This is a genomic window from Thioclava sp. 'Guangxiensis', from assembly GCF_045348365.1.
Lineage (GTDB): Bacteria > Pseudomonadota > Alphaproteobacteria > Rhodobacterales > Rhodobacteraceae > Thioclava > Thioclava kandeliae.
Map to the genome: position 1 here is coordinate 162,911 of NZ_CP155823.1, position 16,469 is coordinate 179,379.

The 16,469-nt window shown below is 56.9% G+C and carries 18 protein-coding genes; 11 read left to right on the forward strand and 7 right to left on the reverse strand.

Translation table 11 applies throughout. The features are described from left to right. Nucleotides 1-162: 162 nt before the first annotated feature. Nucleotides 163-633 carry a GNAT family N-acetyltransferase gene (locus ABEB22_RS14275; RefSeq protein ID WP_349295652.1) on the reverse strand — a complete coding sequence of 157 codons (471 nt, stop codon included), beginning with the start codon at nucleotides 631-633 and terminating at the stop codon, nucleotides 163-165. Nucleotides 634-1,079: 446 nt separating this feature from the next. Here ABEB22_RS14275 and ABEB22_RS14280 point away from each other — a divergent pair, with 446 nt between their 5' ends. After that, nucleotides 1,080-1,751, forward strand: coding sequence for an imm11 family protein (locus ABEB22_RS14280; RefSeq protein ID WP_349295653.1), 672 nt, complete (start codon nucleotides 1,080-1,082; stop codon nucleotides 1,749-1,751). Nucleotides 1,752-1,898: 147 nt separating this feature from the next. Here ABEB22_RS14280 and ABEB22_RS14285 read toward each other — a convergent pair whose 3' ends face one another. Next, the gene (locus ABEB22_RS14285) at nucleotides 1,899-2,183 is read right to left on the reverse strand and encodes a hypothetical protein (protein ID WP_349295654.1); all 285 of its coding nucleotides are present in this window, start codon (nucleotides 2,181-2,183) and stop codon (nucleotides 1,899-1,901) included. Nucleotides 2,184-2,203: 20 nt separating this feature from the next. Here ABEB22_RS14285 and ABEB22_RS14290 point away from each other — a divergent pair, with 20 nt between their 5' ends. Continuing rightward, complete coding sequence (locus tag ABEB22_RS14290) at nucleotides 2,204-2,500, forward strand: hypothetical protein (RefSeq protein ID WP_406871186.1); 297 nt, start codon at nucleotides 2,204-2,206, stop codon at nucleotides 2,498-2,500. Nucleotides 2,501-2,586: 86 nt separating this feature from the next. Next, complete coding sequence (locus tag ABEB22_RS14295; RefSeq protein ID WP_349295656.1) at nucleotides 2,587-2,718, forward strand: hypothetical protein; 132 nt, start codon at nucleotides 2,587-2,589, stop codon at nucleotides 2,716-2,718. A gap of 32 nt (nucleotides 2,719-2,750) precedes the next feature. On the opposite strand, the gene ABEB22_RS14300 is transcribed toward ABEB22_RS14295, so the two are convergent. Beyond that, a complete protein-coding gene (locus ABEB22_RS14300; RefSeq protein ID WP_349295657.1) occupies nucleotides 2,751-3,509 on the reverse strand; it encodes a hypothetical protein in 759 nt (252 codons plus the stop codon). A gap of 289 nt (nucleotides 3,510-3,798) precedes the next feature. Here ABEB22_RS14300 and ABEB22_RS14305 point away from each other — a divergent pair, with 289 nt between their 5' ends. The 3 genes from ABEB22_RS14305 (at nucleotide 3,799) to ABEB22_RS14315 (ending at nucleotide 5,798) form a co-directional block, all read left to right on the forward strand. Further along, nucleotides 3,799-4,275, forward strand: coding sequence for a GNAT family N-acetyltransferase (locus tag ABEB22_RS14305; RefSeq protein ID WP_349295658.1), 477 nt, complete (start codon nucleotides 3,799-3,801; stop codon nucleotides 4,273-4,275). A 163-nt stretch (nucleotides 4,276-4,438) separates the two neighbouring features. Continuing rightward, the gene (locus ABEB22_RS14310; RefSeq protein ID WP_349295659.1) at nucleotides 4,439-4,714 is read left to right on the forward strand and encodes a hypothetical protein; all 276 of its coding nucleotides are present in this window, start codon (nucleotides 4,439-4,441) and stop codon (nucleotides 4,712-4,714) included. A gap of 376 nt (nucleotides 4,715-5,090) precedes the next feature. Continuing rightward, the gene (locus ABEB22_RS14315; RefSeq protein ID WP_349295660.1) at nucleotides 5,091-5,798 is read left to right on the forward strand and encodes a DNA helicase; all 708 of its coding nucleotides are present in this window, start codon (nucleotides 5,091-5,093) and stop codon (nucleotides 5,796-5,798) included. A 219-nt stretch (nucleotides 5,799-6,017) separates the two neighbouring features. On the opposite strand, the gene ABEB22_RS14320 is transcribed toward ABEB22_RS14315, so the two are convergent. Together ABEB22_RS14320 and ABEB22_RS14325 are read right to left on the reverse strand one after the other, a co-directional pair. Then, on the reverse strand, nucleotides 6,018-6,947 hold the full coding sequence (locus tag ABEB22_RS14320; protein ID WP_349295661.1) for a hypothetical protein: 930 nt from the start codon (nucleotides 6,945-6,947) through the stop codon (nucleotides 6,018-6,020). 243 nt (nucleotides 6,948-7,190) lie between these two features. Further along, nucleotides 7,191-7,835, reverse strand: coding sequence for a DUF2268 domain-containing putative Zn-dependent protease (locus ABEB22_RS14325; protein WP_349295662.1), 645 nt, complete (start codon nucleotides 7,833-7,835; stop codon nucleotides 7,191-7,193). Nucleotides 7,836-7,999: 164 nt separating this feature from the next. Here ABEB22_RS14325 and ABEB22_RS14330 point away from each other — a divergent pair, with 164 nt between their 5' ends. After that, nucleotides 8,000-8,551, forward strand: a complete 552-nt coding sequence (locus ABEB22_RS14330; protein WP_349295663.1) for a hypothetical protein — start codon at nucleotides 8,000-8,002, stop codon at nucleotides 8,549-8,551. A gap of 203 nt (nucleotides 8,552-8,754) precedes the next feature. After that, nucleotides 8,755-9,585, forward strand: a complete 831-nt coding sequence (locus ABEB22_RS14335) for a hypothetical protein (protein WP_349295664.1) — start codon at nucleotides 8,755-8,757, stop codon at nucleotides 9,583-9,585. 276 nt (nucleotides 9,586-9,861) lie between these two features. Here the strand turns inward: ABEB22_RS14335 and ABEB22_RS14340 are convergent, their stop codons facing one another. Both ABEB22_RS14340 and ABEB22_RS14345 read right to left on the reverse strand, forming a co-directional pair. Next, on the reverse strand, nucleotides 9,862-10,953 hold the full coding sequence (locus ABEB22_RS14340) for a D-alanine--D-alanine ligase family protein (protein ID WP_349295665.1): 1,092 nt from the start codon (nucleotides 10,951-10,953) through the stop codon (nucleotides 9,862-9,864). Continuing rightward, nucleotides 10,950-12,128: an MFS transporter gene (locus tag ABEB22_RS14345; protein ID WP_349295666.1), complete on the reverse strand. Its 1,179-nt coding sequence runs from the start codon at nucleotides 12,126-12,128 to the stop codon at nucleotides 10,950-10,952. The genes ABEB22_RS14340 and ABEB22_RS14345 overlap by 4 nt, the downstream gene beginning before the upstream one ends. A gap of 91 nt (nucleotides 12,129-12,219) precedes the next feature. Here ABEB22_RS14345 and ABEB22_RS14350 point away from each other — a divergent pair, with 91 nt between their 5' ends. The 3 genes from ABEB22_RS14350 (at nucleotide 12,220) to ABEB22_RS14360 (ending at nucleotide 16,240) form a co-directional block, all read left to right on the forward strand. Next, nucleotides 12,220-13,554 (forward strand): PLP-dependent aminotransferase family protein, encoded by a 1,335-nt coding sequence (locus ABEB22_RS14350; protein WP_349295667.1) that lies wholly within the window; start codon nucleotides 12,220-12,222, stop codon nucleotides 13,552-13,554. A 328-nt stretch (nucleotides 13,555-13,882) separates the two neighbouring features. Further along, nucleotides 13,883-14,713: a hypothetical protein gene (locus tag ABEB22_RS14355; RefSeq protein WP_349295668.1), complete on the forward strand. Its 831-nt coding sequence runs from the start codon at nucleotides 13,883-13,885 to the stop codon at nucleotides 14,711-14,713. A 414-nt stretch (nucleotides 14,714-15,127) separates the two neighbouring features. After that, on the forward strand, nucleotides 15,128-16,240 hold the full coding sequence (locus ABEB22_RS14360; protein WP_349295669.1) for an IS110 family transposase: 1,113 nt from the start codon (nucleotides 15,128-15,130) through the stop codon (nucleotides 16,238-16,240). The last annotated feature ends 229 nt before the right edge of the window (nucleotides 16,241-16,469 follow it).

A 16,469-nucleotide genomic window follows, 5' to 3' on the forward strand; every position in this document is an offset into this window, starting at 1 on the left:
CGCTAAATCTTATGGTTTATACATTTCGAGTAACAGAAATAGCACAATTGCGAAAATGATTACAGCGGACCTTGGCGTGCCAGACCTTACTGCGCGATGCCAAGGATGGCCGGTTTGGGGAATCTGCGCTGCCGAAGGTCCGCTTCCGAGACCGTAGCGCACCTACAAGTCGACAGCTTCTCGCTGCATGAAGCAGTGGATCTCGGAACGACTGATCTCTTTGAAGCCATACCGCCGGTAGAGCGAGCCTACCGGGTTCCAGTGCAAGTACTCCAACCTAACAGGTAACTGCAGACTGTCTGCCACTGCGAGACAGTGCGCGAGAATAGTCGAACCGGCTCCCTGGCCTTGATGCTCTGGGAATAAATAAAACTCTCCGAAACGCACGTGATCCGACTGCCGCTGAAGCGATAGCGTTCCGAGCCTCTGCTCCGAGCGTCTTATCTCGAAAAATGGCTTCTCGCTGTAATGACGCTCATGCAGGTCCCGTTGGAAAGCTTCATCCCAAGGCCAGCGCTTGATTATGTGCGGTCCCATGGCCGCTCGTTTAACCTCGAAAGCAAAGGCAAGATCGCGGGGTTCGCTGCCTAGCCGAGGGAATTTCATATCAGGAGGGAGGTCGGGCAATTCCATGCCACGAACCTTTTCAGGTAATGGCTGTGTCTGCAATGTCCGCTTTGCGGACGTCGAGCAACCGGATCGTGCAGCACAGTGCCACGAATGGCTGGTTCAGTGAACTACATCACCGCGTAGATCGGCACGATGAACGGCAGGTTTGGGCCGATCGCGTCGATAGGGTAGCGCGGCCCTCGTGATAGGGCCGTCGCGCCGCCGCATGACCGCTTCGAGCCCTAAGTTACATTGAGTACGTGGGGAATCTTCGAAATCCGCCGTACAGAATACAAAGCGATGATAGGTTCATACCGTACAGGTTACGACTTCACGAGCGGGACGATAGCCCTTCACGCGCCGCATCTCAGATGACATTGTCGTGGTGACCGCCTAATCGTCACCGCCGCCGACGGTAAGATGGCAATTGCGATAAAATCTGTTTTGACAATCCCAAAGGACGTGCAGGAATGACCGACTGGCACCAAGTAGAAAACCCAAAAATTTGGATCTCTCGCTTTCCAAGATTTCTGGATATCGTTTCGTTTAACTGGTCCTGTCATGGCGAAGACAAGCTCGAATTTATTCGTACTTTCAAGTACCGTCACAAAAAGGTAGATGCCAAGGCCAGACCGCGTTTTCTCTACTTCGATGGCCAAAGGAAGGTGCCATCGACCGCTCGAGATGCGTTTAAAACAATAGACGGCCTTCAGGTTATTTCTCAGGCGCTGCATGATGTCCTCGTGCAGTTTGATATGACTGGCGTGCAATTATTCGAGGTGCCGATCCTTGCCGATTTGAAAGGTGCGCCGTCGGGTCTGCCCAACCACTTTGTGATGAACGTCTATGGGACCAAAGACGCTTTGATACCGGAGTTATCAGAGAATATCGAAAAGCCCATTTATCACGGAGAAACTGAGCCACGACCGAACGCAAGGTGGGCACCTAAATACGAACATTATGTGCCGGCAGTGTCGGCATCTTCTGGTGAGGGGGCGGATATTTGGTGCGATCCGAACCTTACGAGCACTTACTTTTTCAGCGATCGATTGAAATCTGCGATTGATGCTGCGGATTTGAAGGTTAAAGCTCTCAAATTTTCTCAAGCACGAGTATTCGACGCGGAACGCCAGCTACTTTAACCCCAAGAAGCCTGAAGCCAGATTATAGGGAAAGCTCGGAACTCGTTCTTCCGGCGGAACCCCTCACAATCTCAACACAGATTGAGCCGTCGCAGCTAACGGCAGAAATGTCCGCATTGCTGACGTTTGCAATGATCGCCGTACCGCTCACTTCTCGTAAGGCTCCTGTGCTCGCCGGGCACGGCATTTTTGCCAATGCTCGACGTCGATCCCCCATGTGTTGCTCAGCTCCGGGTTACGCGCTTCCTCTTCTGAAAGCTCGCTCACTCCACGCATGAAAAGGCCCGTCCAGCTGTCCCATTCCGGGATATGGGCGAAGTTAATATTCATCTTGCCCTTTTCTGTGAGTTCGACACGCATATGCGTGAAGGGATCGAGGTCGAAAGGTGGCGTGCGCCGCAGGTTCAGAGCAAGCGTTTCGATTGCGCGCATGGCGTCAAATGGTGTTGCTTTTGAGCCTATCGGCCCACCGCACTCTAGAGGCGCTACGGGACGAGGCCCTTGAGCTGGCCGTTGATGCGCGTGAACGCGGCGACGAGGCCGAGGAGCTGCGCGAGACTGTGCGGGCGGTGTCGCTGGACCGAGCGCCCCTGCCGCAAGTTTCCGCAGGGGTGTGGCAGATGGAGGAACGTGGCCATGAGGTCGGGGCCGTTAGTGCCTGGCACGAGGTGAAGGCGGAGGTTGCGCGGCTCGCGCTCTACGGCTGCGTGAGGCGCTGTTTGAACGCACGGAGCGGGCGACCGAGCTGAAAAGGGATCAAGGCCCCGCCCCGAACTTCACCCAGCGCCTCCGCGCGGCGCTTTCCGGGATCGACCGGCAGGCGTTCAGCGAGCGCATGGCCGAGTATCGTCAGGAGCAGAAGGCCGAGGCGCAGCGCACCCGCAAGGACCATCAGCGCGAGACGGATAGCGAGCGGGACAATGAGCGTGCCGCTACCCGTGGGCGTGGTCATGGCTTGGAGTGGTAAAGATTAAATTCTTGCGGTCTACACTACAGTCGTCACGGCATTTGAAGACTTTGACCAGAGGTTATATTCACAAGCGATCTGAGTAGTTTGTCACCAAGAACGCGTGGTGGTTGATCTTCCACTCCAAGATCACGGATGACCCTACAGGCGGCTCGCGCATACAAGTCGTGCTCACCATCTGCCGCACGTTTATTCCATTCATCACGGTCAGATGGCAAATTCTGACCGGGTTCTAATAAGCAATGCAGCGCACCATTTTTGCTCAGCGTTAGGTATCGACTGTCTTGAGATACAGCGACGGCGACACCTTCATCAAACCAAGCTGGAATTAATCCCTGAGCCATTATACTAATGCCAACTCGGTGATGAAGTTCAGCATGGGTTAGTTCATGGGACAGGATAGTATTACTTTGTCCCCCCGGTGCCACTCGCATCATACGGCCTGCTAAGATGACGGACGCTTTTTCACCGTTTGGATTCATGCCTATTCGTTTTGCGCAGTACTTTGTTGCGCACACGAAAATTTTCGGGGTCGGCGCTTTAATCCCGCCAAACACATCTTTCACTTGTACCGTGGCGTTATCAAGCGCTTCTTTAAATGAAATAATTTTTTCTTCTGGTGTTTCTCGTTCGACGTAAAAATTTGATGCTGTTTGCTTGAAGCCATAGCAAGGTGAACACAGGAACACCCCAATTGAGGGGTTCTTTGTTGTAAATGCGACAATGCTTCCTACAGCGATCACAATCGCCGCAGCGATTACTCCTGTGCCAATTTTTACGCACTTACGCATCGTATGGGGCTCGAAAATCTCTAATCATAATCATAGAGAGATGATCTTATTGTTGATCGTTTTAGTCAACATTTTTTATCGGAAATCGCGCCTATTTTAGTTTACATTCGCAACCTTCCTGCGACGCTGGTTTTGTCTTCCGTTCCATAACACCCGCTTGAAGGCCAATGGCAGCTTCGAGCGTGCCGCTACCCGTGGGCATGGCATGGAGTGGTGACGCGTATGCGGGCAGCAAGCAAGCCTTTAGCGAACTACGGGCTACTTGCTATTCGAAGGGAAACTGTTCGACATGCCTACCGCCTATAAAATTCGTCCCGCTAAACCAGAGGATTTTGACCTTCTCGTTGAAGACTACCTGTCCTTATGGGACAGCTACGATGTGCCCCGTGAACACCATCGGTCAGACGCAGGTCATATTATCCGAAACTTTTTGGCTGAAGCCGCCGCACAATTCGAGCTGGGCGCGTTCGTATGCGAGTATAAGGGCATCCCTATTGCATCCGCGTGTTGCCAAGTTCGCCGGTCGCCATATCCGGAAATACTGAAGGAGCCACACCGAAAGATCGGTTATGTGTGGAGTGTCTATATCAGCGCAGATCACCAGAAGCAGGGCCTAGGCAGCGCCCTTATGGGCCATTGCCTAGATCATCTTAGGCATATCGGCTGTACTAGCGTTATCTTGCACAGTTCTGACGCCGGGCAGCGCCTTTATCAAAAGCTGGGTTTCACCGGGACCGATGAACTTGGTATCTCGTGGGAGGACTGAAAAGTTTATGTTGCCCGCGTAGATGGCGCTGAGGACAAATGACCGGTTTGAGCCCATTTCACCGCATGGCAGCTTTGAGCCGTTGCGATTGAATGGGGCATGTGCTGAACTAGATTTTCGCGATGGATCAAGAATTACCAAGTCGCCGCGCCGGAGGTAGCGAATGAAAATTAGCACTAACGACTCTTCGTATCGCTTTGTGCGTGAGGCGAACCGTAAAGAAGCTCTGAATAAAGAAAGGCGGCGTGCCAGAAACCCAAGGCCGTGGTGGAGTGTTTTTGCCGCCTGTCTGATGGCTGGCCTTACAGTGATGTACGTCCATGACGGAAACACCGAACTGGCAATCTTATTTGCATTCTCTACAGTTCTGAACTGCTTCTACGCCTATATTGGCTGGAAAAAGAGACGATCCTTATCCTGCCCCTGCCAGTCAGCCTGAAGATCTAAGTCCGTGGAGCGGACCTTGGCGTGCCAGACCTTGCTATAGCATGCCCTGGATCGCCGGTATGAGGAAGCTGCGCTGCAGCGGAGCCAGCTTGGCAAATGTCCGGAGAAGGCCGATGGCGTCGATAGAATGGGCGCGACCCTCGTGATGGGGCCGCCGCGCCGCTGCATGACCGGTTTGAGCCCTTTGCGCTCCGTTGCCTTGTACGAACTGCGAAGCTAGAGTAGCTTCAGTGTCAGGCTTGACCCGCGCCTCCTCCCTCCAACTGGGGAAGTATCGCACATACAGGGTGTCAGAGATCATCGAGCCATCTGTTCGAGCGTTCGCATAAGGAGGGGTTGCGTTTCTGGCTCGGAATGGAGGTTCCGTGATGCGACTATCCGCACCGATCTATCAATTAAAACGCCGCGCCAAGCTGCTGGCGCGAGAGCAAAATATACCGCTGCATCAAGCGCAGGCCCGTATCGCTGTGAATGAAGGGTTCTCGGCATGGAGCTTGTTGGCCGTGCATGCATCGAAAAAGGCAGATTTCGGGACGTTGCTCCCACAGCTTTCAAACGGCGACATGCTCTTGATTGCGGCACGACCAGGACACGGTAAAACCCGGCTCGGGCTAAGGCTTTTGCTTGATGCAGCGAGTGAAGGGCGGCGGAGCGTGTTGTTTTCACTTGAATATACGGAGCGAGAGGCAATGGAGCGCTTTTGTGCTCTTGCGGACCCGTTGCCGGAGCCCACGCCAGAGATCATTGCCACGGATGATATCTGTGCCGACTACATCACTAACTATTTGGCTGGTTCACCGGAGGGGACGGTAGCCGTGATTGACTACCTGCAAATTCTTGACCAGCGGAGGTCAACGCCGCCGCTTTCAGAGCAAGTGGAGGTGTTGAAAACATTCGCTCGCAAAACTGGCGTCATTCTGGCTGCAATTTCACAAATTGACCGTTCCTATGAGCCGAAGGCAGCTTCGATACCTGGTCTTGCCGACCTTCGCCTTCCGAACCCTATTCCACCGAGAGCCTTCTCCAAAGCTTGCTTCTTGAACGCGGGCGAGGTTCGTCTTCAAAGCCTAATCTGACTAAATTCGCCGGTGCGTTTGCCATCGCACTGGCGAATTGCTACCGGCAGAAAAGTCCGCATTTCTGACGTTTGCAGCGGATGTGTCGCGCAGGTTCGGCGCGACATAACACCCGTTTGAAAGCCAAAGGCAGCTTCGAGCCCTTTTTGATCGATACTAGGGAGCGCACGAGGATCGGCTTTCCTCTATTCTTTTAAACCAGATGCGCACCGGCAAGCGTTAGACAAGAGGAAGGAAAATCTCCTCCAGAATGGCCGGTCTGCCAGCGCGTTCTGCGGATCGCCGAGAAGCTAGGTTCAGGCGGTCGATTGTCCCAACTAAGACTCGGTTGCGGTCCTGCGCCACCGTCGCAGCCCAAGCAACCTGTGCTGACGCAGCATATCCCTGACCGCCATGTGCGGCCACGACCACCTCTTCGTTGACTACATCCCCTTCGATCCAAGCCACGCTCCCCGGCGCGATAGCGAGAAGCCCAACGGTGGCAGCCCCCGCGAGGATCGATCGGAGCTGATTAGCGTCGTGCCACGCGCGCATGTTATCTGGATCAGCGGGGGAAAGATTCTTGGCCAGGTCCGGCGCATGGGCAGCGATCTGCGCATGGCGATCTCGAACGATCTCTATTGCCTCCTCGACGTTTGCGAAGCGCGGCATCTGCACACGACCGTCCGGCTGCGTCATATCCCGATGGCGAGCGGCGTGAATCGTCACATCCGTCCGCGCCGCCGGGTGACCGACTCCGCCGGGTGCAACGCGTAGTCGCAGGTCGAGGGGCGCGAACATCGACCATTCTGATCGTACGCAGTCACGAAGCCTGTCCAATTCTTCATCCGCGAGAGCCGCGCCCGCGAAGGAATGCGCAACGATCTCCACGAACGGGCGGCTCGTATCTTGGGCGTAGAAACGAATTCCACCAATCAACTCCCCCGCTGCGGATCGGACGTGCCTGTGGGCGTAATCAGCATCGGCGACACCGGGCAGACTGACCTGATCTGTAAACAGCTTGGCGAAGGCTGGATCGTTAATGCGTCCGACTTCTCCTGCGAGCCAGTCGTGGACGAAGGATTGACCTTGCGTGCCGAACAGTTGCTCTGCAACTGAAAGCTGGTTAGCCAATGACGGCCAGCGATTTAGGTCTGTAAGTTCGATCATGAAAAAGGCCTATAGAGGTAGCTGATGATGAGAACCTTGCCATGCTGAAAAACCGACCTTCGTGTATCCCGCAGCGAACTACCGGTTTATCCCGCATTGCGGAGGTTTGCAGCGGATGTGTCGCGCAGACTAGGCGCGACACATCTGTTGAAGGCCAAAGACAACTTCGAGCCCTTCTTGCAATATGCTGTAATCGATACAAACGGCGGCTATCGAATGTCGATGATCTTCTGCGCTGTTCTATCAAGAGCCAATTTCAAGGTTGCCGCGAAAGCTGGCCGCTTCGGCGTGGATCAGCGTGGCTGGCGTTTCGCTCGGGTGCGCCATGAGATGCCTCCCAACTAGGGCATATCCAAGGGCGTAGCCCCGCCACGCGGGGTCCGTTCCAAAAAACCATGCGGCGTGGTCGTAGGCTGCATCGTCCCAAGCAACGGCTGCGTCAATTGCGGCTTGCGCAAGGGCTTCGTCATCGAGTGATGACTCCCACTTTTCAGGCGGCCCCCCATAGAGCTGTTGCGCAAAATAACCTGCCAACCCTTCGGAGACGAGGGCCTCGCCCAGCGTGCGGCCGTAACCCGGTCCGCGCCACCGAAGCACATGGTGCAATTCGTGAACAACCGTTCGCTCAAGCGGTTCGCCCAGATTTCTTACACAGTTCGAGTTGGCCGGATCGAAGGTTAGCTGGATCATATCGGCGGTCGGAGCAAAGCCCACGTGCCCCAGATGCGGAATGACGCGGCCCGGCCAAGCCTGTACCACTACGTCAAGATCTACGGCTTCGGTAACGGTCTCTGCGCGCGCCTGCGCACAATCAATCACAGCACGGATCGGAGACACAAGGCCGTCGAGGTGACCCGAGGAATTCGCAATGTGGATGGTCCATGTCATAACGCCTTAATACACATCCAGCACTGATCGGTCCAATCCACTGAAGCAGACCCGCGTTCAAAATGCAGCGAACTCAAGCTCTGTCCGCATTGCTGACGTTTGCAGCGGGAGCGTTGCGCGGGCTATGGTGGGCGGCCGTTCATGCATCAAGGGACCTACAACCTTTGCCTAAGACCATGCTGTATCACTTACGTCCTCGAAACCTGATTGGTACAAGCCTCGTACCATTTTTCGAGCTACAGGGGGTCGATCCCAGTCTCGCCGCCAAGGCAATGGCGAAATATCAAGGGCGCTTTTCTATCCCGGATCGGCCGTTGCCCGAGCTGATGTGTCGCTGGGGGGATTGTGTGCTGTTTTCACCGGTCCATCCTGAAGCAATTCGGGCCGCGTTCGTTGAGGCAGGCCACACTTGGCCTAAGGAGGGTGTCACCTTCCTTGGCATTAATGCAGACCATGCGGGATTTAGCACGGATGACACCGTGATCTGGCTCTATGAAAATGCAGGGCCGAACGCAGATTTGGCGGCGGCAAAGAAAGATGTCGTGCCCTATTCAGCGGATCGCGTTGCGCGCTTTTCCGTTCTTCCTGACCGAACGAGAGACTACCTTCGGGAGATGAAAGCGACTGACCGCAGGCCGCTGCTTTTTGTGGGTGTTCCTCATGTCCTGCATCGTGGCCGTGTGGCGCTTGACGGGGTAGAGGAACTGGTCATCTAAGGCCGTTCGTGACGTATAATGAGCGCAACCCTAGCCTGATTTCGTCTCCGTTCCGTCCACGTCCCAAGTACCCGTTTCAAGGCCAAAGGTAGCTTAGAGCCCGTTGTCCCGTCTTTGCGCGGCAGTACCATGTTGCAGCCTCGGCTCGTGGTATAGGGTATTCAAAACGGCCGTGTTCTTATATCGCCTTTCCGGAGTTATCGATGAAAGCCGACCTCGTCATTGCGATAAAAACTCAGAAAGACCTTACCTCGTGGGAGGATGGCGAGAGGTTGCTGTCTGCGGTGTTTTCCGAACCTAAACTCGCCCCCCAACGTGTTGCCACCTTTGGCGAGGTCTCCAGCCGCAACGGCAGCAATGTCGACGCGCTCGACGACTGTCGTGCGCATTGGGCGCCCAAGGGGACGACAGTAGCCAACGGCACCACATCAGATTTCACGCTGGACTTCCACTGGGTGCGCAAAAAGATGACCAAGTCACAAGGGGCAATCACCTTTGCGAGCGCGACCAAATCGCGGGAGCGCCCGCAGTTTAGCCGCATCAACTTGTGGGCGCAGTATCGGCCGGAAGTGAACTGGGCGGGTGTGTTTCGTGAATGGTGTCTGCAGACACAACCCTATGCGGCAATTTTACATCCGCTTGTGTCGCAGGATGGCCCGAACGCAGGCGCGCCGCGCGGTGAGTTATGGAGCGGCGTCGACGAGGTGCAACAAAAGGCATGGTCCCGCTTTCTGGGCGGAAGCTTCTTCACCGAGTTTCGCGCGGGAGATTTGAACTCCCAGTATTCTGGGCTCACCAATCCAGGCTGGGCTTCGTGGTTTGGAGGACCCTACGCGCAGGAGGTCGATATCGCGGCACTCCGATCGGCAGGGTTTCCGGTCGAAAAGATCGGGTCGGGATATCTTGTGCAACTTACGGCGCAGCTCGGTGAGGTTGCCAGTGATTTCGGGCTGTTTTCTCGCCGCCGTGCCGCTCTAAAAGGGCTGTTTAGACCAAAACTATTTATGATTGAGGGCGAGCCGGATGGCTGCTGAAAGGCACCTATGGCGAATGGCAGTAATGTCCGCATTGCTGACGTCGAGCAACCGAGTCGTGCTGCACAGTGCCACGAATGGCTGGTTCAGTGAACTACATCACCGCGTAGATCGGCCCGTTGAATGTCCCGATAGGGCCGATCGCGTCGATAGTGTGGCGCGGCCCTCGTGATGGGGCCGCCGCACCGCCGCATGACCGCTTCGAGCCCTTTTTGACCGATGCTGCGCCTCGTGCGAACGGCAGCTCTGCTATTCTTCCGCTGAAAGAAGCCGTGTTTACCGGTTAGAATCCTCGGTCCGAAAACGCGCCAACCCGTGAGAGATCAATCTCTCGATCAACTCCCGTCCGTTGATCCCGCTTGCAGCCATCGCCTTCGGATACATGCTGATATCCGTGAACCCAGGCATGGTGTTTAGTTCGTTTACGACCAGCCCACCATCGGCCCTTAGGAAAAAATCAACGCGAGCCATTCCATCGCAACCAACCGCACGAAACGCTTGGGCGGCCATCGAGCGGATTGACGCTTCATCGTCGTCGGAGAGATCGGCTGGGACGTGCAATTTGGCCCCATCCGGATCAGTATATTTCGCATCGTAGGTGTAGAACCCATGCGTGGTGGAAGGAATAATCTCACCCGGCTTAGAGACGAACAGAGACCCGTCCGCCTCTTCCAAGACCGCGCATTCAATTTCGCGGCCTGTGATATGTTCCTCCGCAAGCACCCGTTGGTCGAGTTCAAAGCCATTTGCCAGTACAGTTCGATATTCCTCGTCGGTTGCAACCTTCCCGACACCGACTGACGACCCTTGCGTGACGGGTTTTAGGAAGAACGGCGCGCCCAGCTTCCTCTTCACCACCTCGAAAGGTGCCGGGTCTTCCCGGCGGAGCGTCACCGATCGAGCCACCGGCAACCCTGCCTCTCTCAGGAGCCGTTTCGCGATCTCTTTGTCCAGCGCATTTGCCGAACCCGGAATGCCGCATCCGACCAGAGGGACACACGCGGTGATGACTGCCCCCTGTATCGAACCGTCTTCGCCCCACTGGCCGTGCAACACCGGAAAAATAGCATCGACGGGCGGCAACTTCTCGGCGTGTCCAGCTTCCGAAAGGTAAATCAGATGCCCCCGTTCACCAGGAATAGGGAAGACACATGACCCATATGCGGGTCTTGAGAGTGAGCCCGCTGTAAAATCGCTGGGTCTCCAACGGCCGTCCCGCCCGACATATACCGGCACCGGTTCATACTTCTCGCGATCCATCGCGGAGAGGATGTTCGTCGCGGAGAGCACTGAAACCTCATGCTCGTCCGACCGGCCACCGAACAGCACCATGATCCGCAGCCGCTTTTTGCTTTCCTTATCTGTCATCTGGTTCCTATCCCTGCATCGAGAGTGGCAACGGGCGAAACAGACGCTCGCTTCCCCGTCATCACAATAATCGTCGTGACAATGATCTGGACCGCTCCGAACATCAACATCGCCGACAATAGGCCGAACATATCTGCCAATGCACCGCTAACGATTACGGGAAGCGAGAACCCGAAGTACGCATAGACGAGCAGGCCCGCCGTCGCTCGCGCCCGATCGTCCGGCGCACGCAACGAAACTTCCGCCAATGACGCGAGGTAGGTGAAGCCGTAGCTAGCCGCGCTGGTGATGCAGGTGCCGAGGAGAACAAAGGCTAGAACCTTCAGCCAGACACCAGCGAGAAGAACGACGAAGCCGAGCGGGATCAAGACGAACCCGAGGGCGAGCGCGCGGTCGTTGGTCATACGCCTAGCAATCGGTTGGCAGAGAAAGCCCACGCAGATTGCCAGAAAGATAACAAGGCCCGTCCATCCACCGAGGTCGTTCGCCGCAAGCTCCAGCGGAATGACAGCGATGGTCATGCCGCTCGTGGACCAAGCCAGAGCCATTGCGGCCCCAAACCTCCATGTGCAGGAAGGGAAGACCGGCAGTCGCAGAAGGGAAACGTTCCGAGGCTTGTCGACCCGGGGAAGTCCGAGGGCGATCATGGCGAGGACCGGAGCCGCCACGAACAGACCGATGTAGCTGGCGGGCAAGAACGTCGGCCCCTGCACCCCGAGGCTTATACCGGTCGCCAGCGCGCCGCCGCCAAAGCCGAGCGACGTGGCAGAGGTGACGATGAGGGCAGCGTTCTTGGCGCGATCCGATCCGAGAATTTCCGTCATGTAAGCCGTCCCAGCAGTCGTCGCCAGACCGGTTCCGATCCCAAGCAGGAAGCGCGCGACGATCAGGCTCGTCCAGCTGGGCAGCTGAACGAGAAGTGCGGTAGCCGCGGTACCCAAGATCAGCGCCAGCGCAATCGGACCCCGTCGCCCGATGCGGTCCGAAAGCCCGCCGAGCAGCAACAGAGTCGGCATGAGACCTCCGACATAGGCCGCGAAGGCAACCGTTACCCCCGTCGCCCCGACATCGCTTTCCGCCGCATAAGCATCGTAGAGCGGAGCCTGAAGGTTCACGGCAAACGTCACCGTGAAGAGACCTAGGGAGAGCAGTGAAACTGGGATCAGTTTGGGCATGGGGCGCGAACCTCGAAGATTGACTTGAGATCGGAATGCCACGAGATATAAAACATGACAATTTTTCTATTGTACTAGATACAGTGAGGACATGATGAAGGCCCGTTACATCCGCCTTGCCGATATGCTCTCGACGGCGATTCAACAAGGTAAGCTGGCTCCGGGCACGAAGCTGCCCACACATCGCGCGTTCGCTGAACAATTCAGCGTAGCTCTTGCCACGGCGACTCGTGCCTATGGAGAACTTGAGCGCAGAGGGATGATCGTCGGCGAAGCGGGACGCGGCACCTTCGTCCGCGACCTCGGATTGCCCCCTACGCTTGGGGTCCGACAGACAGCCAGTGATGGCCTCATAGATCTGGTTTTCAACATGCCGGGTGACGCAGGCGATGCGGATATGCTGCGCGTTGGACTGCGCCGACTTGCCGCGGCGGGCGATCTTGAAGCAATGCTGCGCTATCAGCCCCATGGCGGGCGAGCGCATGAGCGTCGGATTATTGCTGAAAGCCTTGCCCCGATTCATGGCCCCATAGACCCAGAACGCCTTCTAATCACATCCGGTGGTCAGCATGGGCTGGCAACCATCGCGCTCGGGCTTTTTCGTCGTGGGGACAGGATTGCAACCGACACCCTGACTTACCCCGGTTTCAAATCCATCGCGGCGTTGCAGGGCCTTGATCTTGTTCCCGTCGAGGGACGACATGGCGTGATGGACCCGGATGATCTGGAACGACAATGTCGCGCGCGCAAGGTGCGGGCGGTATATCTGATGCCAACGGTTCATAACCCCTTGGGTTCGGTTATGGATAAGGCAACACGCCTACACCTGATTGAGGTGGCCCGCGCACATGACTTGTTGCTGATCGAAGACGCGGCCTACGCGTTTCTTGAACCGGATCCGCCGGCAAGCTTCATCGCCCTCGCGCCTGAGCGAACTGTTCATGTAGGAGGCTTTTCCAAAAGCCTCGCGACAGGATTGCGTCTGGGCTACTTGATCGCCCCTGAGACCCAAACAGATAGATTGCTTGAAGCGATCAGGGCGACGACTTGGAACGCCCCCGCGCTGATTTCCGGTCTGGTTACGGGCTGGGTAGAGGACGGCACACTTGCCAACTCCGAAGTGACCCGGCGGCGGGATGGGGCAGAGCGCCAGCAGCTATGCCAGACCGTTTTTGCTGGGACGTCCATTCTTTCACATCGAAACGCAGGCTTCGCTTGGCTGCCGCTTGAGAAGGGCGTTCGGGCAGAACCCATCGTCACACGTTTGAAAGATCACGGTATTTCCGTATCCGGTGCAGAACCTTTTTCAACGGTGGTCGCAGTGCCACAGGCACTTAGGCTTGCTTTTGGCGGTGTACCGAAAAATCAGCTAGAGGAGGTCTTTCAGATAGTTCGCAGAACTGTCGAGGGGGCCACCATGTTGTGAAAGTTCCGAAAACTGCCACTCATGCAGTCGCAGCGAAAGCTCACTTTGTTCGCACTGCCGACCTTGGCGTGTCAGACCTTTCTGCACGATGCCACGGATGGCCAGTTTGGGGAAGCTGCGATGCAGCCGAGCCAGCCTAGTGAATGACCGTTTAGGGCCGAATATGTCGCGGGGTAGCGCGGCGCTCGTATCCAGCTGCCGCATTGCCGCAAGTCAGCTTCGAGCCCTTTGTCCCATCTTTGCGCGGCAGTGCCATGTTGCAGCCTAGGCTCGTGGTATAGGGTATTCAAAACGGCCTTGCTCTTATACTGCCTTTCCGGAGCTATCGATGAAAACCGACCTCGTCATTGCGATAAAAACCCAGAAAGACCTTACCTCTTGGGAGGATGGCGAGAGGTTGCTGTCTGCGGTGTTTTCCGAACCTAAACTCGTCCCCCAACGTGTTGCCACCTTTAGCGAGGTCTCAAGCCGCAACGGCAGCGATGTCAGCGCGCTCGCCGACTGTCGTGCGCATTGTGCGCTCAAGGCCACGATAGAGGCCAAGGGCGCTAAGTCAGAGTTCACGCAGGACTTTCATTGGCTGCGCAAACAGGTGGCCAAGTCGCAGGGGGCCATCACCTTTGCGAGCGCGACCAAGCTGCTAGCACTCCCACAGTTCAGCCGCATCAACTTTTGGGCGCAGTACCGACCTGACGTCGACTGGGCAGGGTTGTTTCGTGAATGGTGCCGGCAGACACAGCCCTATGCGGCGATGTTGCATCCGCTTGTGTTGCACGATGGTCCGAACGTAGGCGCGCCGCGCAGTGAGGTTTGGCGCGGTGTAGATGAGCTGCAACAAAAGGCATGGTCCCGCTTTCTGTGCGGAAGCTTCTTCACCGAGTTTCGCGCGGGAGATTTGAACTCCCAGTATTCTGGGCTCACCAATCCAGGCTGGGCTTCCTGGTTTGGAGGACCCTATGCGCAGGAGGTCGATATCGCGGCACTCCGATCGGCAGGGTTTCCGGTCGAAAAGATCGGGTCGGGATATTTTGTGCAACTTACGGCACAGCTCGGCGAGGTTGCCAGTGATTTCGGGCTATTTTCTCGCCGCCGTGCCGCTCTAAAAGGGCTGTTTAGACCAAAACTATTTATGATTGAGGGCGAGCCGGATGGCTACTGAAAGGCACGTCTGACGAATGGCAGCAATGTCCGGATTGTGTTGAAAAACTCCCTCACCGAGCAATCACAGGGCTCCGACGAGAATTTCGTTCTGGTAGAGGTAAGATCTTTCTCTCTGGCGCGGCTTCTTAGCTCCAAGTTAGAACGGGCGTTCCGGAGTTCCGTGCTGTGTTGGAGCCGCCCGAGTTTTTCAACACAATGGGCCGAAGACGTCGATACAGTGGTGCGGCCCTTGTGATGGTGCTGCCGCATGTCTGGTTTGAGCCCTAAGTGACATTGGGTACGTGGGGGGCTTCGAAATCCGCCGTGCAGAATAGAAAGACCGCATGTCTTTTTCATCCGCCCGGCATCGATGGATCAGCCTGTATGTTGATCGCGGGGCGGCGGGTGCCGTCTGTTTGCGATGGAGGAAGACATGCGGAAATCCCATGGAACGATCTACGTCGGAATTGATGTGTCGAAAGACAAACTTGCGGTCGCGATCGCGGGTGGAGAGCGTGGTGATGAGGTCCTCAGCCTTGGAACGTTCGAGAACACGCCCGCCAGCGTTGGCAAGTTGCTGAAGAAGATTTCCGGGCGAGGTGACATCTCGGCTTGCTACGAGGCCGGACCGACGGGCTACGGCCTCTACCGGCAGATACGCGCGGCCGGCTGCGAATGTTGCGTGGTCGCGCCGTCCCTGATCCCGGTCAGAGCCGGAGAGCGGGTCAAGACTGATCGACTTGATGCTCTGCGTCTTGCACGCCTTCTGCGTGCCGGAGAATTGACCCCAGTCTGGGTCCCCGACGAGACGCACGAGGCGATGCGCGATCTGGTCCGAGCCCGGGAAAGTGCCGCAGAGGATCAACGCCACAAGCGTCAGCTCGTCTCAGCCTTCCTTCTGCGCCATGGGCGGGTCTATCAACGCTCCAAGCCATGGACAATGCGGTATCGGCGCTGGCTACAGACCCTGACGTTCGATCACCCTGCGCATCAGATCGCGCTGCAGGAGATGTTGCAGGCGGAACGAAATGCCTCGGAGCGGCTGGACCGACTGACCGGGCACATCGAGGCCTTGGTGCCGGACTGGACACTCGCGCCCGCAGTGAACGCGCTTCAGGCGCTGCGGGGTGTTGCGCTGATCAGCGCCGTCACCTTCATGGCCGAGGTCGGCGACGTACGGCGGTTCGAGACACCTGTGAAACTGATGGCCTATCTCGGGCTCGTGCCCAGTGAATACTCGACGGGCAAGACGACCAGGCGCGGCGGCATCACGCGTGCGGGTAACGCCCGCGTGCGGCACAAGCTGATCGAGGGGGCCTGGACTTACCGCCTGCAGGCACGGCCGGGCGAGCGGAAGCTTTACATCCTCAGAGAGCAGTCACCGGAAGTCCAAGACATTGCGTGGAAGGCGCAATCTCGCCTGACTACCCGGTATCGTCAGCTCATCCAGCGCGGCAAGAAGCCGACTGTCGTCACCGCGGCGATCGCGCGAGAGATGGCAGCGTTCATGTGGGACATCGCCCGCCGCACCATGCCCGCGCACTGAGCTCGCGATCCCGACGCGCCCAATGGCGGGCGCGAGGTCGACGGCAGGGGAATATCCGACACTCGCTTTGTGGCCAGCTTCGCGCTGACGCCCGTTGTAAGACAGGAATAGCCCCGAGACGCACAATCGGTCATGCGGTATCCAGCCCGCGCATCAGAGCTTGTTCACCGACGTCTTCAGACCTCGTGCCCACCCTTGGGCGTCCAGACCACGACAAACGCCCGGGCGT

What these genes read in the sequence shown, in the direction of transcription:
- ABEB22_RS14285 (WP_349295654.1), bottom strand. Translation starts at nt 2,183, where the DNA reads ATGCGCGCAATCGAAACGCTTGCTCTGAACCTGCGGCGCACGCCACCT.
- ABEB22_RS14320 (WP_349295661.1), bottom strand. Translation starts at nt 6,947, where the DNA reads ATGATCGAACTTACAGACCTAAATCGCTGGCCGTCATTGGCTAACCAG.
- ABEB22_RS14275 (WP_349295652.1), bottom strand. Translation starts at nt 633, where the DNA reads ATGGAATTGCCCGACCTCCCTCCTGATATGAAATTCCCTCGGCTAGGC.
- ABEB22_RS14325 (WP_349295662.1), bottom strand. Translation starts at nt 7,835, where the DNA reads ATGACATGGACCATCCACATTGCGAATTCCTCGGGTCACCTCGACGGC.
- ABEB22_RS14315 (WP_349295660.1), top strand. Translation starts at nt 5,091, where the DNA reads ATGCGACTATCCGCACCGATCTATCAATTAAAACGCCGCGCCAAGCTG.
- ABEB22_RS14340 (WP_349295665.1), bottom strand. Translation starts at nt 10,953, where the DNA reads ATGACAGATAAGGAAAGCAAAAAGCGGCTGCGGATCATGGTGCTGTTC.
- ABEB22_RS14350 (WP_349295667.1), top strand. Translation starts at nt 12,220, where the DNA reads ATGATGAAGGCCCGTTACATCCGCCTTGCCGATATGCTCTCGACGGCG.
- ABEB22_RS14280 (WP_349295653.1), top strand. Translation starts at nt 1,080, where the DNA reads ATGACCGACTGGCACCAAGTAGAAAACCCAAAAATTTGGATCTCTCGC.
- ABEB22_RS14335 (WP_349295664.1), top strand. Translation starts at nt 8,755, where the DNA reads ATGAAAGCCGACCTCGTCATTGCGATAAAAACTCAGAAAGACCTTACC.
- ABEB22_RS14300 (WP_349295657.1), bottom strand. Translation starts at nt 3,509, where the DNA reads ATGCGTAAGTGCGTAAAAATTGGCACAGGAGTAATCGCTGCGGCGATT.
- ABEB22_RS14305 (WP_349295658.1), top strand. Translation starts at nt 3,799, where the DNA reads ATGCCTACCGCCTATAAAATTCGTCCCGCTAAACCAGAGGATTTTGAC.
- ABEB22_RS14360 (WP_349295669.1), top strand. Translation starts at nt 15,128, where the DNA reads ATGCGGAAATCCCATGGAACGATCTACGTCGGAATTGATGTGTCGAAA.
- ABEB22_RS14345 (WP_349295666.1), bottom strand. Translation starts at nt 12,128, where the DNA reads ATGCCCAAACTGATCCCAGTTTCACTGCTCTCCCTAGGTCTCTTCACG.
- ABEB22_RS14295 (WP_349295656.1), top strand. Translation starts at nt 2,587, where the DNA reads ATGGCCGAGTATCGTCAGGAGCAGAAGGCCGAGGCGCAGCGCACCCGC.
- ABEB22_RS14310 (WP_349295659.1), top strand. Translation starts at nt 4,439, where the DNA reads ATGAAAATTAGCACTAACGACTCTTCGTATCGCTTTGTGCGTGAGGCG.
- ABEB22_RS14355 (WP_349295668.1), top strand. Translation starts at nt 13,883, where the DNA reads ATGAAAACCGACCTCGTCATTGCGATAAAAACCCAGAAAGACCTTACC.